This window comes from Streptomyces sp. EDA2-14 (assembly GCF_054963755.1).
Window position 1 is genome coordinate 57,124 of sequence record NZ_JBUEGE010000026.1, and the last position, 15,554, is coordinate 72,677.

Sequence of the window (15,554 nt, forward strand, 5' to 3'; positions counted from 1 at the left end):
CGGCCGGTCCGCCGTCCGGACAGCACAAAACCCGGTCCGGCGTGGTGACCACCCCGGACCGGGTGAAGTGCAGCGACTGCGACGCCGCTGACGTGCTACGAGGTCAAGCGCCGCGGCGCTGTGACGAAGGACCGGACTCGCCGTCCTCGTCCTCGTCCTCGTCGTACATATCCGCGTAGCGGGCGTACGGGTCGTCTTCCTCGTCGTCATCCTCGAAAGGCTCGCCGTTCGGCGGCTGATTCGATACTGGATCCGACGTGGATGCGCCTAGCTCGTTGGCCAGACGCGACAGGTCAGTCCCGCCGCTGTTGTACTTCAGCTGGCGGGCGACCTTCGTCTGCTTGGCCTTGGCCCGGCCGCGCCCCATGGCTCGACCCCCTCGGTGATGGGGCTTCATGGCCCCAGAGTCTTGACACGCGTTCATGATCTGGAACGGACTCCCCGCAGGGAGACCGGTCCGTAGGGCTTCCACGGTACCTGAGCCCACGCCCATACGGTACGTCGCCCGCAGGACGCGCCTGTGCGCAGGACCAGCAAGGAGCCCTTTCCTCGCTGGTCAGCTGCGATTTTAACCTCTTCCTGACGAGCGACCCGCCGAGGGGCGTGATGCTCGTTACCCGAGGGCCCTCGTCACGCCCTGCCGCGCGCCTCGGCCATCCGCTGCTCGGCGATCCGGTCGGCCGCCGCGGCAGGCGGAATCCCGTCGGTCTTCGCACGAGCAAAGATCGAAAGCGTGGTGTCGAAGATCTTCGCGGCCTTCGCCCTGCACCGGTCGAAGTCGAAGCCGTGCAGCTCGTCGGCGACCTGGATCACGCCGCCCGCGTTCACCACGTAGTCGGGGGCGTAGAGGATCCCGCGGTCCGCGAGGTCCTTCTCCACGCCCGGGTGCGCGAGCTGGTTGTTGGCCGCGCCGCACACCACCTTCGCGGTCAGAACGGGAACGGTGTCGTCGTCGAGCGCGCCGCCCAGGGCACAGGGCGCGTAGATGTCGAGCCCCTCCACCCGGATCAGCTCGTCGGTGTCGGCGGCGACCGCGACCTCGGGGTGCCGGTCGGTGATCTGCCGCACGGACTCCTCGCGGACGTCGGTCACCACGACCTCGGCGCCGTCCTCCAGGAGGTGCTCGACGAGGTGGTGCCCCACCTTGCCCACGCCGGCGATGCCGACCTTGCGGCCGCGCAGCGTGGGGTCGCCCCACAGGTGCTGGGCGCTGGCCCGCATGCCCTGGAAGACGCCGAAGGCGGTGAGCACGGAGGAGTCGCCCGCTCCGCCGTTCTCGGGGGAGCGCCCGGTGGTCCAGCGGCACTCGCGCGCCACGACGTCCATGTCGGCGACGTACGTACCGACGTCGCACGCGGTCACGTACCGGCCGCCGAGCGAGGCGACGAAGCGGCCGTAAGCGAGCAGGAGCTGCTCGCTCTTGACCGTCCGCGGGTCGCCGATGATGACGGCCTTGCCGCCGCCGTGGTCGAGCCCGGCCATGGCGTTCTTGTACGACATGCCGCGCGCGAGGTTCAGCGCGTCGGCGACCGCCTCCTCCTCGGAGGCGTACGGGTAGAAGCGCGTGCCGCCGAGGGCCGGGCCCAGGGCGGTGTTGTGGAGGGCGATGACGGCCTTGAGGCCGCTGGCGCGGTCCTGGCAGAGGACGACCTGCTCGTGCCCGCCCTGGTCCGAGTGGAACAGGGTGTGCAGAACGTCGGAGGTGCCAGAGGTGCTGACAGCGTCGCCGGTCACATCGGTCACTGTGGTGACTCCCAAGTACATAGCGGCGGTTGGGCGGAATCCCGTGCGGGTGGCGGGCCTTCCGTGGTGCTTGTGGGCAAGAGATTAGGGCGTGCGGTCGGCCGCCACGGCCGCAGTGCGAAGGATCACTCTCTCGCGCCCATGGGTGCGGGAAGTACGACCGAATCCCGTCGCGTCGCCACGTGGGACGATTTGCAGTGTTTTCCAGCCGGTGGGCGGGGGAGGGAGCAGCCGTGCCCAAGGTGTCGTCGGTGACCGTTCCGTACGCTTCGTACCTCCGCGTGTACGAACCCCTCGCAGCTTTCCCGCAGCCCGAGCGCGGCCATTGGGAGCGCTACGCGAAACGCGAGTGCCTCCCCTCCTATCAGGATGAATTGCGCCGTTCTTTGGCTGATTTGCTGCCCACTCCGCCGGTGCCCGTGCCGGTCCACGAGAGCGACGACGCGTTCGTGATCGTGATCGACGGGGTGGTCTGCGTCTGCCCGTGGCGGACCCGGCTGCGCGGCTGGCAGGCCCTGGACGAACTGCCCGGGGAGCTGCCGCCCACGGTCCTGGACGCGGCGATCCCGCCGGTGGTGCGCCGGCAGTCGGCCGCCGACTACGACCGCTGGCTGGAGCGCAATCCGGACGCCCGGCCGTGGATCCGTACGTCCACCTGGCAGGTACCGATCAACTGGTTCGTGCTGGTGTCGGACGACGAGCGCGAGTACGAGCAGAAGAGCGCCGACGAGGGGGCGGGGGGCGTCGGCGTCCCGCGGCTGCGCTACCGCACCCCGATGGTGCAGGCCAGGCGCCGGGTCGCGCGCGGTCTGAAGGCGCTGAAGGACGCGATCGACGAAGGTCCGCTGATCGACGGCCTGGTAGATGTGGGTCGCTGGCTGGAGGAGTTCCACCCCCGTTCGTACGTCGAGCTCGACTACGGCGGACTGGTGCACGCCCTGCCGCAGGACTTCCTGGAGGAGGACCACTCGGCGGCGGACGTCGCCGAGGGCATCGCGGCTCTTCGCTCCGGCGACGAGGACGGCGCGGGCGAGGCGTACGCGAGGCTTGTGGAACGCTGGCGGTCGGCGCGCGACCGGCAGTTCGCCAACTGACTCCCCAAGTGAGGCCGCTCACAGCGGCCTTCGGGACCTAGGTCCCGATCCGGGCTTTTGCCTCAAGCGTGACGGACGGCACTAACGGGAACCTTGCGCCCATCACCCCTCCTCGTGTCAAAATAGGACAAGGAGTCCGGGGAGGGCTCCTTCCGTCCAACTAAGTCCAACCATGGACGGATTACTCAGCATTGCACTGCCGCTGGGGGGTCTGATGGCTCCTGATCGCTCTGTGACTGATCGTCACTGTGGCGTGACTGTCCGCTATGGCACGGTCCATCGGCATCCGTCGCTGATGAACACCTGGGAGGGCAATTCCATCGGTTTGGCCGACGTGGCTGGACGGATGGTGTAGTTGTAGTGCCGAGGACAAGCCGTTCGTCCTATTACCGACTCGACTCGCGTCCGCCATTTCGGGCAACGCGGGTCAAGGTGCAGAATTTAGAGGAATGAACCGAGAAGGTTCGGTTCTCCGAGGAGGCCGCTCATGACCGCTCGCACCCCTGATGCCGAGCCGCTGCTGACCCCCGCTGAGGTCGCCACGATGTTCCGCGTCGACCCCAAGACGGTCACGCGCTGGGCGAAGGCTGGCAAGCTCACGTCGATCCGCACGCTCGGCGGACACCGCCGTTACCGCGAGGCCGAGGTCCGCGCCCTGCTTGCGGGCATCCCGCAGCAGCGCAGCGAGGCCTGAGGCACCGCACAACGCAGCAATACCGGGCGTTCCGGGTCCCCCAACCCGTCAGACGCCCACCCATAGCTCCACTCGACGCGGGTCCTGCCCCAACAGGACTCCTTCTTTTGAAGGCCGCCGAGGCGTCATCTCAACTGCCTCATGGAAGCGTCGCTCGATCGCGCTGGACTCCGCCGGGTCCAGCGCGATCTTTTTTGTGCGCGCGGCCGGCCTGCGGTGGGGGTTCGTGTGCGCCCCTGTGGTCACCTGTCGTAGGTGGTGCAATTGCACATATTAAATTGAGCCGTTGTAGGGCGGGGGTAAGAAACGGCGTTTCCAAAAGAACTTCGGTGACTCCCGTCACACGCCTCGTCACTTGTTGCAGGTGACACCCTTGCGCTAATGGGGATTCCGGCGTCGGCGGGTGGTCCTGTCGAACCACCGACTCTCCCTAGGCTCCCACCAGTTGAGGCCGCGCAGGGTCGGCTTTGGTCACCCCTTCGGGGGACTTTCGTCCCGGCCGCCCTCACAGGCGCTCCAGAGGCGCTTCAGGGGCCTTCGTGGCACCCCTGGGCGGGCGCCCCGGCGGATCCATTGCCAGGCGCAGGAGTTGATGGCAGGCCGGGCAGTGACGGGTGAGGTGCCGACGGCCGCCGGCGGCGGAGAGGTGGGCGCGCAGCAGCGCGCGGAGGTCGTCCCGACGCATGCCTCCGGCCTATCGACCGGCTGGCGGGGAGTCAAGACGTCCACGGCAGACGCAAGAAGGCCCGCACCGAACGGTGCGGGCCTTCTTTACTGCGGTCCTGACGGGATTTGAACCCGCGGCCTCCACCTTGACAGGGTGGCGAGCACTCCAAACTGCTCCACAGGACCAGGTTTTCGCTGCGCTGTTCCTCGTTGCGCTGCGAGACAGGACTCTACAGCAGCGCAGGCCGTGCGGTCGAACTCACCGAGTGTGGTCGACCGGTCACGGCACCTGCGCGTCGATCGCCTTCACGATCCGCTTGTCCGAGACGGGGTACGCGGTGCCCAGCGCGTGGGCGAAGTAGCTGACCCGCAGCTCCTCGATCATCCAGCGGATGTCGAGCACCTCCTGCGGCACGGGCCGCCCCTGCGGCATCTGCTCCAGCAGCCACAGGTACTCGTCCCGCATCTCGTGGACCTTCTCCATGCGGGTGGTGTCCCGCTGGACGTTGGTCGGCATCTGCTGTAGCCGGCGGTCCGCCGCGACGAGGTAGCGCATCAGGTCGGACAGCCGTCGCAGACCGGTGGCGGTGACGAAGCCAGGCTTCACCAGCTCGTTCAACTGGGTGCGCACGTCCTGGAGGTTGGGCAGCAGCACCGCGCTCTTCGTGGACTTCAGGCGCCGCTCGCAGGCCTGCCACGCGGCGAGCACCTGCTGCACCTGGCCGACTGCCTTCACCGTGGTGTCGACGATCTCCGCGCGCACTTTGTCGTAGAGCTTCCGGTACGACTCCTCGTCCCAGGCGGGTCCGCCGAAGTCGCCGATGAGCTTGTCGGCCGCCGCCATCGCGCAGTCGTCGAAGAGGGCCTGGACGGAACCGTGCGGGTTCGCGGACAGGGCGAGCTTCTGCGGGTTGGTCAGCTTGTCCGAGGCGAACTTGCCGGGGTTCACCGGGATGTTGCGCAGGATGAGCCGGCGCGTGCCCTTCCACATCGCCTGCGCCTGCTCGGCCTCGCTGTCGAAGAGGCGTACGGAGACGGTGTCGCCGTCGTCGACGAGGGCCGGGTAGGCCTTCACGGGCTGGCCCGCGCGGCGGGTCTCGAAGACCTTCGACAGCGTGCCGACGGTCCAGTCGGTGAGGCCCTTGCGCTCCACGGACGGGCCGCCGGAGCGCTCGGCGGTGGCCTTGGCCGCCTGGGAGATCGCCTGCCGGGCCTTCGGCTTCAGCTGGAGCTTGAGCGCTTCCAGGTCCTTGTCCTCGGCGAGCTTGCGGCGCCGCTCGTCGACGATCCGGAACGTGATCTTCAGGTGGTCGGGGATACGGGTGAGGTCGAAGTCGTCCGGTTTCACCGGGACGCCGACCATCCGCTGCAGCTCCCGCGCGAGCGTGACCGGCAGCGGCTCCTGCAGCGGCACCGCGCGCTCCAGGAACGCCTTCGCGTAGTTCGGCGCGGGCACGTAGTTGCGCCGGATCGGCTTCGGCAGGGACCGGATCAGCTCGATCACCACGTCCTCGCGCAGTCCGGGGATCTGCCAGTCGAAGCCCTCGTCGGTGACCTGGTTGAGCACCTGGAGCGGGATGTGGACGGTCACACCGTCCGCGTCCGCGCCCGGCTCGAACTGGTACGTCACCCGGAACTTGAGCCCGCCCTGACGCCAGGAGTCCGGATAGTCGTCCTTGGTGACCGCCTCGGCCGACTCGCGGATCAGCATCGAGCGCTCGAAGTCGAGGAGTTCGGGCTCCTCGCGCTTCTTGTTCTTCCACCACGAATCGAAGTGGGCGCCGGACACGACGTGTTCGGGGACCCGCTGGTCGTAGAAGTCGAAGAGGGTCTCGTCGTCGACCACGATGTCGCGGCGCCGCGCCCGGTGCTCCAGCTCCTCGACCTCGGTGAGGAGCTTGCGGTTGTCGGCGTAGAACTTGTGGTGCGTGCGCCAGTCGCCCTCGACCAGCGCGTTGCGGATGAACAGCTCGCGGCTGACCTCGGGGTCGATCCGCCCGTAGTTCACCTTGCGCTGGGCGACGAGCGGGACGCCGTACAGCGTGACCTTCTCGTACGCCATGACGGCCGCCTGGTCCTTCTCCCAGTGCGGCTCGCTGTACGTGCGCTTCAGCAGGTGCTCGGCGAGCGGTTCGACCCACTCCGGCTCGATCTTCGCGTTCACGCGCGCCCACAGGCGCGAGGTCTCCACCAGCTCCGCCGACATCACGAACCGCGGCGGCTTCTTGAAGAGGGCCGATCCGGGGAAGATCGCGAACTTGGCGTTGCGGGCGCCGATGTACTCGTTGCGCCCGCGATCACGGCCCGCCTGCTTGGGGTCCTTGGCCTGCGACTCCTTGGACTCCTTCACGTCCTTCATGCCGATGTGCGAGAGCAGACCGGACAGGAGGGAGACGTGGACGGAGTCGCCGGCCGCGTCCTGGTCGTTGAGATGGATGCCCATCTGCTTCGCGACCGTTCGCAACTGCGTATAGATGTCCTGCCACTCGCGGATGCGCAGGAAGTTCAGGTACTCGCGCTTGCACATGCGGCGGAACGCGGAGGAGCCCAGCTCCTTCTGCTGTTCGCGGACGTAGCGCCAGAGGTTGAGGAAGGCGAGGAAGTCGCTCGTCTCGTCCTTGAAGCGGGCGTGCTGCTGGTCGGCCTGCGCCTGCTTGTCGGAGGGGCGCTCGCGCGGGTCCTGGATGGAGAGCGCCGCGGCGATCACCATGACCTCGCGCACGCAGCCGTTCTTGTCGGCCTCCAGGACCATGCGGGCCAGGCGCGGGTCCACGGGCAGCTGGGCGAGCTTGCGGCCCTGCTGCGTGAGCCGCTTGCGTACGTCCTTCTGCTTCGGGTCCAACGCGCCCAGCTCCTGGAGCAGTTGGACGCCGTCGCGGATGTTGCGGTGGTCCGGCGGGTCGATGAAGGGGAACTTCTCGATGTCGCCGAGGCCCGCCGAGGTCATCTGGAGGATGACGGAGGCCAGGTTCGTCCGGAGGATCTCCGCGTCCGTGAACTCCGGGCGGGCCAGGAAGTCGTCCTCGGAGTACAGGCGGATGCAGATGCCGTCGGACGTACGGCCGCAGCGGCCCTTGCGCTGGTTGGCGCTGGCCTGGCTGACCGGCTCGATGGGCAGCCGCTGCACCTTCGTGCGGTGGCTGTAGCGGGAGATACGAGCGGTGCCCGGGTCGATCACGTACTTGATGCCGGGGACCGTCAGGGAGGTCTCCGCGACGTTCGTGGCGAGCACGATGCGGCGGCCGGTGTGGCGCTGGAAGACGCGGTGCTGCTCGGCGTGGGAGAGCCGCGCGTACAGCGGCAGCACTTCCGTGAACTTGTACTTCTTCTTCTCCAGCGCGTCCGCCGTGTCCCGGATCTCGCGCTCGCCGGAGAGGAAGACCAGGACGTCGCCGTGGCCCTCCTTCTGCAGCTCCTCGACGGCGTCCGTGATCGCGGTGATCTGGTCGCGGTCGGAGTCGTCCGAGTCCTCCTCCAGGAGCGGGCGGTAGCGCACCTCCACCGGGTACGTACGGCCGCTGACCTCGACGATCGGGGCGTCCCCGAAGTGCCGCGAGAAGCGCTCGGGGTCGATGGTCGCGGAGGTGATGACGACCTTGAGGTCCGGGCGCTTCGGCAGCAGCTGCGCCAGGTAGCCCAGCAGGAAGTCGATGTTCAGCGACCGCTCGTGCGCCTCGTCGATGATGATCGTGTCGTACGCGCGCAGCTCGCGGTCCGTCTGGATCTCGGCCAGCAGGATGCCGTCCGTCATGAGCTTGACGAACGTGCCGTCCTGGTCGACCTGGTCGGTGAACCGGACCTTCCAGCCGACCGCCTCGCCCAGCGGCGTGTGCAGCTCGTCGGCGACGCGCTCGGCGACCGTGCGGGCGGCGATGCGGCGGGGCTGGGTGTGCCCGATCATGCCGCGCACGCCCCGGCCGAGCTCCAGACAGATCTTCGGAATCTGGGTGGTCTTACCCGATCCGGTCTCACCGGCGACGATCACGACCTGGTGGTCGCGGATCGCGTCGGCGATCTCGTCCTTCTTCTGGCTGACCGGAAGCTGCTCGGGATACGTGACGTCGAGGGCCTCGCGGCGCTCACGACGCGTGTCCGTGCGGACGGCGGCCTTGTCGGCCTCCGCCTCGATCTCCGTGAGGACGGCGGCGCGGGCCTCCGGCTTACGTATCTTCCGGGCACCTTCGAGCCTGCGCCCGAGCCGGTGCTCGTCGCGCAGGGAGAGCTCTGTCAGGCGCCGCGCTACGGCGGCGAACTGATCGGCGGCGGGGGCAGGCTGCGTAGACATACGTCCCCAAGGATCTCACCTCGGCGAAATCCGTGGCGACCGGTTTTGCGGCCGGTGCGCCGGGGCGGCCGGGTCCCGCGCCGGGATGTAGAGCGACGACGCGTGCCTTAACGTGCGGATATGTCGCACTTGCCCGATGGGTCGGAACCGGAGAAGGCACACCCGCCGCACGGCGCGCACGGGCGACCGCTGAGCGGGGCCGAGCGCTGGGCCGGCTTCAAGCAGTCGCCCTTCTTCCCGGCGACCGTGCTCGTGCTGATCCTGGCCGCGGCGGCCGCCCTCTTCGCCGGCTCGTACACGTACTCCATGGCGAACCCGACGCCGCACCACATCCCGACCGGGGTCACCGGGGAGCACGACGCGGTGCGGCGCAGCGAGTTCGTCGCCGCCATGGAGAAGTCGCTCGACGCGCAGCTCGACCTGAAGGAGTACCCCTCGCCCGCGGCGGCCCGCGAGGCCCTCGACGCCCAGAAGATCTTCGCGGTCCTGGACGTGCAGGGCGGCGGGGACCGCGTCCGTCTGGAGGTCTCCGGGGCCTCCGGGGTCACCGTCGCCCAGGTCTTCACCGAGGCGGCGGTCCCGGTCAGCAAGGCGACCGGCATCCCGGTGACGGTGAAGGACATGAACCCGCTCCAGGCCGGAGACCCGCGCGGCCTCACGATCTTCTACATCACCCTCGCCGCGGTGATCATCGGCTTCGTCGGGGCGATCCAGCTCAGCGTGCACGCGCGCGGCCTCAACCCGGCCGAGCGGATCGCCTTCACGATCGCCTACGCGCTGCTCGGCGGGTTCGCGGTGGCGGCGGTCGCGGACTGGGGTCTGGGGGCCGTGAAGCTTCCGTTCGTGCAGTCCTGGCTGATCCTCGCGCTGACGATGTTCACGTGCGGGATGGTCTTCACGATGTTCAACACGTTCTTCCACCGCTGGGCGATGATCCCCACGTGGGGCCTGCTCGTCCTGCTGGGCAACCCGGCATCGGGCGGCGCGGTGGCGCCCCCGCTGCTGCCCACGGTCATCGGCCGCCTGGGGCAGTGGCTGCCACCGGGCGCCTCGTACAACGCGCAGCACACGGCGGTCTACTTCCAGGGCAACCAGCACGCCTTCCCGTTCCTGGTCCTGGCCGGCTGGTCCCTGGTCTCCTGCGCCCTCTTCTGGTTCTGGCGCCACAAGCATCCGGGCGGCCGCGGCACGGGCCCGCTGCACGCGGCACCGGTGTGAGACCCAGTGGGAAACGCAGTAGGCCCCGTCCGAAGACGGGGCCTACTTTTTTGTGGCTGGGGCCGGGGTCGAACCGGCGACCTTCCGCTTTTCAGGCGGACGCTCGTACCAACTGAGCTACCCAGCCACGAAGTTCACGAGGAACTTCAGCGGTCCTGACGGGATTTGAACCCGCGGCCTCCACCTTGACAGGGTGGCGAGCACTCCAAACTGCTCCACAGGACCTTGCTGTTGTGCGAGACAAGCGAGAGCAAGTGTCTCACACGGTTGTGCGTGCCCCCAACGGGATTCGAACCCGTGCTACCGCCTTGAAAGGGCGGCGTCCTAGGCCGCTAGACGATGAGGGCTATCGGCCCGCCTGCGCGCTTTGCAGCGCGTCGGGGACGTGAGAAGCATATGGGATGCAGGGAGCTATCGCCAAAACGGTTTACGGGGAGCTCTCCCCGGGGCTCGGCGACGGGGTCGCTCCGGGCTGGTTCTCCTGCGGCAGATGGCGGCTGACCTCCGCCTTCGTCAGGCCCAGGCCACCCAGCCGGATCTCGTCCCAGGCCTGGAGGCGCTTGCTCTTGCGGTCCAGGTAGAGGACCGAGGCCTCGACCGGATCGGGCTTGCCGTCGTCCACCGCGCGCAGGCCGCTGCCGCCGGTCGAGCCCTCGATGCGCAGCCGGGTGCCGAGCGGCAGCGTCTCCATCTCCTGGTGGTGGACGTGACCCGCAAGGACCAGCGGCACCGCGCCGTCCACCTCGCGGGCCGCGACCGGCTCATGGGTGAGGGCGATGTCGACCGGGGTGCCCGCCGCCTGCTGGTCGCGCAGCGCCGAGGCCAGCCGGATCCCCGCCAGGCGCTCGGCCGGATCGCCCTGCGCCTTCACCGCCCGGTCCGGGGTGTACTGCGGGTCGCCCATGCCGGCGAAGCGCAGACCCGCGACCGTGGTCGTCCTCCCGTCGTCGAGCACACGGACGTTCTTGAAGCCCTTGCGGTCGGCGAGGTACTTCTGCGTCGCGTTCTTCGAGTCGTGGTTGCCGCGGATCCAGACGTAGGGCACGCCCAGCTTCTTGATCGGGTCGAGGAACGCGTTCTCGGCCTTCGAGCCGTGGTCCATCGTGTCGCCGGTGTCGACGATCGCGGAGATCTTGTACTGCTCCACGAGCGAGGCGATGATCTTCCACGACGCCGGGTTGAGGTGGATGTCCGACACGTGCAGGACGCGGATCGTCGAGGGGTCCGGCGCGTACGTGGGGAGCGTGGACGTCGCGTCGTACAGCTTCGTCACGTTGGTGACCAGGAGCGCCAACTCCTTCTGGTACGCGTCGAATTCGGTCACGATCGAGCGGGCGCTGCCGACCACGGAGGGCGCCGAGGAGAGCAGCCCGGAGAACTTCGGCTCCAGGACCGACTCCGGGTTCCACGTCGCGTACGCGGTGCCGCCGGAGGCCGCGAGCAGGGTGAGCGCGAGGCCGCCCGCGGCCAGCGCGCGGCGCGGGCGGCGGTAGACCACGAGACCGAGCGTCGTGGCGCCCGCGACCACCGCCACGCAGGAGCGGAGGGCCAGGTCGACGGTCCCGTGCTCGACGTCGCGCGCCACCTCGTCCTGGAGCCCGGAGAACCGCTCGGGGTGGTCGACGAGGGCCTGGGCGCGCGCCGGGTCGAGGCGGTCCACGTCGACGTCCAGGCGGATGGGGGCGGTGTGGGAGTGCAGCTCCAGGGCGCCGAGCGGCGACACGTTGATCTTCGTACCGCCGGTGAAGGAGGGCCGCAGTGTCATCTTCGTGTCCATGGGCCCCACCGGCGTCCGCACGCTGCCGACGATCAGCAGTCCGAGCCAGGCGCCGAGCAGTACGACGGCCACCAGACCCACGGCGCGTACGTAGGGATGCGGCGGGTGGACCAGCTCGATCACCGGGCGCGGATGCCGGTCGCGGTAGTGGCGCAGGAGAGCCGACGGTGCTCCGCGAACGCCCCGTGTGCGGCGGCGGACTCCACGTATGGCGGCGGCTGGCGAGCGGGCCATTGCTCCCGTATGCCCAAGCGCGCGGGTGGATATGCGGGCTGTAACGGACAATGGCCGTGTGCTGGAGATGACGCGCGAGACGTTCGAGGAACTGGTCGCCGAGGCGCTCGACCGGATCCCGCCCGAGCTGACCCGACTCATGGACAACGTGGCCGTGTTCGTGGAGGACGAGCCGCCCGCGGAAGACCCCGAGCTGCTCGGGCTCTACGAAGGGACCCCGCTGACCGAGCGGGGCGAGTGGTACGCGGGGGTGCTGCCCGACCGGATCACGATCTACCGGGGGCCGACGCTGCGGATGTGCGAGTCGAGGGAGGACGTGGTCGCGGAGACCGAGGTGACCGTGGTGCACGAGATCGCGCACCACTTCGGGATCGACGACGCGCGACTGCACGCGCTGGGCTACGGGTGAGGCGCTGAGGTGCTGAGGCGTTCTGGGCGTTCTGGGCGTTCCGGGTGTTCCAGGCGCTCCAGGCCTTCCATGTCTTCTGAGGGTCTGAGGGTCTGAGGTTCCCGCACTGATTGTGGGGGCTTTGTGCGGTGCTCGCGCGGTGCGTGTCCTCGCGCCGGGAGTGGGAGTTGGGAACGGTACCCCCCCCGTGGTGAACCCGTCCCGTGCACCGGAGGTGCCCGCCCGTGCGCCAGCTGTCCGTATCGCAACGCGCCCTGTCGATCAGTGCGCTCCGTCTGGGCCGGTTGGCCGCGACCACGGTGGCCGTCGCCGCGGCCGCGGGCTGCATGAGCGTGGGCGCCGACGGCACAGGCGCGGCCACCCACTCCCCGCCGCAGCGGGGCTCGGACGCCGCGCCCGACGGCGGCGCCAAGGTCCCCGACGGCGGGGCGGAGGTCGGGACGCGGGGCGGTACGACCTCGGCGGTGCCGCCGCAGCGGCCCGACTCGCCCGCCGCCGCGCCCACGAAGTCCTCCGCCTCGCCGTCCCGTGAGCGGGAGTCCGTCCCGGCCTCGCCGTCCTCCGCCTCACCGTCCCGCAGCGCGTCCGCACGGCCCTCGCAGCGGCCCGGCCCGCCCAGCGAGACGCCCTCCACCCCGCCCACGAAGACGTCCCCCGCGCCCTCGTCGTCGCCGCCGACCGCCGAGCCCTCGTCGTCGGCGCACGAGGAGACCGCGAGCGAAGGGGCCAGTGAGCCGCGTCCGCAGGCGGGGTCCCCCGCCTAGAGCCCCGGGTCCTGTCGGCTCCGGGGCCTCGGTCGTTCCTGGTCGAACGCGGGATCGTGTGACCGGGGTCTCAAGGATTTGGTTTGCTTCGGTGGGTGGGGGGTGCGTATGGTGGTAGATCGTTTGATCCCATTTGCCCGGCGCCGCTGAAGAGCGCCTCGTGGCGCGTACTCTCCCTTGCCGTGGCTGGACCGCATTGAGGCGGTCGATTTGCTGAATTGCGAATACACGGAGTTGCGGGCGCGTGCCGAGACTCCGGAAGGTTTCGCATTTCGCATGTCCATTTCCACTGAAAACGTCGCTGACCAGGCCCTCGAGGCCGTCGAGAACGCCGAGAACCTGGCGGCCGACACCGTCGACCCGATCGACACCGACAGCACCGTCGACGTCATCGAGAACGACGAGCCCACCGTCACCTTCGCCGACCTCGGTCTCCCCGAGGGCGTCGTGCGCAAGCTCGCGCAGAACGGTGTGACCACCCCCTTCCCGATCCAGGCCGCGACCATCCCGGACGCCCTGGCCGGCAAGGACATCCTCGGCCGCGGCCGCACCGGCTCCGGCAAGACCCTCTCCTTCGGTCTGCCGACGATCGCCCGCCTGGCCGGCGCCCGCAGCGAGAAGCACAAGCCGCGCGCCGTCATCCTCACCCCGACCCGTGAGCTCGCGATGCAGGTCGCGGACGCGCTCCAGCCGTACGGCGACCAGGTCGGCCTGAAGATGAAGGTCGTCTGCGGCGGTACGTCGATGGGCAACCAGATCTACGCCCTGGAGCGCGGCGTCGACATCCTCGTCGCCACCCCGGGCCGTCTGCGCGACCTCATCAACCGCGGCGCCTGCGACCTGGGCAACATCGAGGTCGCCGTCCTCGACGAGGCCGACCAGATGTCCGACCTGGGCTTCCTGCCCGAGGTCACCGAGATCCTCGACCAGGTTCCGGCCGGCGGCCAGCGCATGCTCTTCTCCGCCACCATGGAGAACGAGATCAAGACGCTCGTCACCCGCTACCTGAACGACCCGGTCAGCCACGAGGTCGACAGCGCCCAGGGCAATGTCACGACGATGTCGCACCACATCCTCATCGTGAAGCCCAAGGACAAGGCGCCGGTCACCGCGGCCATCGCCTCCCGCAAGGGCCGCACGATCATCTTCGTCCGCACCCAGCTGGGCGCCGACCGCATCGCCGAGCAGCTCCGCGACTCCGGCGTGAAGGCCGACGCGCTGCACGGCGGCATGACGCAGGGCGCCCGTACCCGGGTCCTCGACGACTTCAAGAAGGGGTACGTCAACTCCCTCGTCGCCACCGACGTCGCCGCCCGCGGCATCCACGTCGACGACATCGACCTGGTCCTGAACGTGGACCCGGCCGGCGACCACAAGGACTACCTGCACCGCGCGGGCCGCACCGCCCGTGCCGGCCGCACCGGCACGGTCGTCTCCCTGTCGCTGCCGCACCAGCGCCGCCAGATCTTCCGCCTCATGGAGGACGCGGGCGTCGACGCCGGGCGTCACATCATCCAGGGCGGCGCCGCCTTCGACCCGGAGGTCGCCGAGATCACCGGCGCCCGCTCCATGACCGAGGTGCAGGCCGAGTCCGCGGGCAACGCCGCGCAGCAGGCCGAGCGCGAGGTCACCGACCTGACCAAGCAGCTGGAGCGCGCGACCCGTCGCGCCACCGAGCTGCGCGAGGAGGCCGACCGCCTCACCGCCCGCGCCGCCCGTGACCGCGGCGAGGACGAGGAGGGTGTGGCCGCGGCCGTCACCGCCGCGCAGGAGGCCGCCGCCGAGCAGGCCGCCGCTGCCGCCGCTGCCGCCGAGGAGGCGCAGCGCCAGGAGCGTGCCGAGCGTTCGTCCTCGTACGAGCCGCGTCAGCGCCGCGACGACCGGGGCAACTTCGAGCGTCGTGACCGTCGGGACAACGACCGGGGCGGCGACCGCGGTGGCCGTTCCTTCGAGCGTCGTGACAACGACCGTGGCGGCTTCCGCCGGGACAACGACCGTGGTGGCCGTTCCTTCGAGCGTCGTGACAACGACCGCGGTGGCTTCCGTCGGGACAACGACCGTGGTGGCCGTTCCTTCGAGCGTCGTGACGACCGGGGTGGCGACCGTGGCGGCTTCCGCCGCGACGACCGCCGGGACAACGACCGTGGCGGCGACCGTGGTGGCCGTTCTTTCGAGCGTCGTGACGACCGGGGCGGCGACCGAGGTGGCGACCGTGGCGGCTTCCGCCGGGACAACGACCGTGGCGGCCGTTCCTTCGAGCGTCGTGACAACGACCGTGGCGGCTTCCGTCGGGACAACGACCGTGGCGGCCGTTCCTTCGAGCGTCGCGACGACCACCGTGGCGGCGACCGTGGCGGCTTCCGCCGCGACGACCGTCCCTCGGGCCACCGGGGCAGCGACCGTCCGTTCAACCGCGACCGCCAGGGCGACCGCCCCTCCGGCGGCCACCGCCCCTACGGTCGCCGTGACGACCACCGCGGCACCGGCTCCGGCTCCTCCTTCGGCGGCCGCCGCGACGACAAGCCGCGCTGGAAGCGCAACGGCTGAGACCGTGCGCTGACGGCCGAGGCCGAGCACTGAAGCGGGCCCGCTCCTTCTGGAGCGGGCCCGCTTTGTCGTACGCCCGTACGGCAAAGGATGCGGAAGAGATGGCATGTGCCTGCTAATCTC

General features: G+C 69.6%; 11 protein-coding genes and 4 tRNA genes. 6 read left to right on the forward strand and 9 right to left on the reverse strand.

Annotated elements, in window-relative coordinates:
• Positions 1 to 103 precede the first annotated feature (103 nt).
• Together ACY34M_RS38085 and ACY34M_RS38090 are read right to left on the reverse strand one after the other, a co-directional pair.
• Positions 104 to 367, reverse strand: a complete 264-nt coding sequence (locus ACY34M_RS38085; protein ID WP_399228641.1) for a DUF3073 domain-containing protein — start codon at positions 365 to 367, stop codon at positions 104 to 106.
• A 263-nt stretch (positions 368 to 630) separates the two neighbouring features.
• Positions 631 to 1,743, reverse strand: a complete 1,113-nt coding sequence (locus tag ACY34M_RS38090) for a Leu/Phe/Val dehydrogenase (RefSeq protein ID WP_462720701.1) — start codon at positions 1,741 to 1,743, stop codon at positions 631 to 633.
• Positions 1,744 to 1,976: 233 nt separating this feature from the next.
• On the opposite strand from ACY34M_RS38090, the gene ACY34M_RS38095 reads away from it, so the two are divergent.
• Together ACY34M_RS38095 and bldC are read left to right on the forward strand one after the other, a co-directional pair.
• The gene (locus ACY34M_RS38095) at positions 1,977 to 2,837 is read left to right on the forward strand and encodes a hypothetical protein (protein ID WP_462720700.1); all 861 of its coding nucleotides are present in this window, start codon (positions 1,977 to 1,979) and stop codon (positions 2,835 to 2,837) included.
• Between the two features lie 487 nt (positions 2,838 to 3,324).
• Positions 3,325 to 3,531 carry a developmental transcriptional regulator BldC gene (gene bldC, locus ACY34M_RS38100; RefSeq protein ID WP_003949541.1) on the forward strand — a complete coding sequence of 69 codons (207 nt, stop codon included), beginning with the start codon at positions 3,325 to 3,327 and terminating at the stop codon, positions 3,529 to 3,531.
• Between the two features lie 505 nt (positions 3,532 to 4,036).
• Here the strand turns inward: bldC and ACY34M_RS38105 are convergent.
• The 3 genes from ACY34M_RS38105 to hrpA form a co-directional block, all read right to left on the reverse strand.
• A complete protein-coding gene (locus ACY34M_RS38105) occupies positions 4,037 to 4,216 on the reverse strand; it encodes a DUF6274 family protein (protein ID WP_462720699.1) in 180 nt (59 codons plus the stop codon).
• A 92-nt stretch (positions 4,217 to 4,308) separates the two neighbouring features.
• A tRNA-Asp gene (locus tag ACY34M_RS38110) sits at positions 4,309 to 4,383 on the reverse strand.
• Between the two features lie 94 nt (positions 4,384 to 4,477).
• Positions 4,478 to 8,482, reverse strand: coding sequence for an ATP-dependent RNA helicase HrpA (gene hrpA / locus ACY34M_RS38115; RefSeq protein WP_462720698.1), 4,005 nt, complete (start codon positions 8,480 to 8,482; stop codon positions 4,478 to 4,480).
• Positions 8,483 to 8,602: 120 nt separating this feature from the next.
• On the opposite strand from hrpA, the gene ACY34M_RS38120 reads away from it, so the two are divergent.
• On the forward strand, positions 8,603 to 9,700 hold the full coding sequence (locus ACY34M_RS38120) for an ABC transporter permease (protein ID WP_462720697.1): 1,098 nt from the start codon (positions 8,603 to 8,605) through the stop codon (positions 9,698 to 9,700).
• Between the two features lie 53 nt (positions 9,701 to 9,753).
• Here ACY34M_RS38120 and ACY34M_RS38125 read toward each other — a convergent pair.
• From ACY34M_RS38125 to ACY34M_RS38140, 4 genes are all read right to left on the reverse strand, one after another.
• Positions 9,754 to 9,827 (reverse strand) — tRNA-Phe (locus ACY34M_RS38125).
• Positions 9,828 to 9,850: 23 nt separating this feature from the next.
• A tRNA-Asp gene (locus ACY34M_RS38130) sits at positions 9,851 to 9,925 on the reverse strand.
• 49 nt (positions 9,926 to 9,974) lie between these two features.
• Positions 9,975 to 10,047 (reverse strand) — tRNA-Glu (locus ACY34M_RS38135).
• A gap of 80 nt (positions 10,048 to 10,127) precedes the next feature.
• The gene (locus ACY34M_RS38140) at positions 10,128 to 11,711 is read right to left on the reverse strand and encodes a metallophosphoesterase family protein (RefSeq protein WP_462720696.1); all 1,584 of its coding nucleotides are present in this window, start codon (positions 11,709 to 11,711) and stop codon (positions 10,128 to 10,130) included.
• Between the two features lie 58 nt (positions 11,712 to 11,769).
• Here ACY34M_RS38140 and ACY34M_RS38145 point away from each other — a divergent pair, with 58 nt between their 5' ends.
• From ACY34M_RS38145 to ACY34M_RS38155, 3 genes are all read left to right on the forward strand, one after another.
• Entirely contained in the window at positions 11,770 to 12,120 is a 351-nt protein-coding gene (locus tag ACY34M_RS38145; RefSeq protein WP_460244622.1) for a metallopeptidase family protein, read from the forward strand.
• A 224-nt stretch (positions 12,121 to 12,344) separates the two neighbouring features.
• Positions 12,345 to 12,884, forward strand: coding sequence for a hypothetical protein (locus ACY34M_RS38150; protein ID WP_462720695.1), 540 nt, complete (start codon positions 12,345 to 12,347; stop codon positions 12,882 to 12,884).
• Between the two features lie 276 nt (positions 12,885 to 13,160).
• Positions 13,161 to 15,431, forward strand: coding sequence for a DEAD/DEAH box helicase (locus ACY34M_RS38155; RefSeq protein ID WP_462720694.1), 2,271 nt, complete (start codon positions 13,161 to 13,163; stop codon positions 15,429 to 15,431).
• The last annotated feature ends 123 nt before the right edge of the window (positions 15,432 to 15,554 follow it).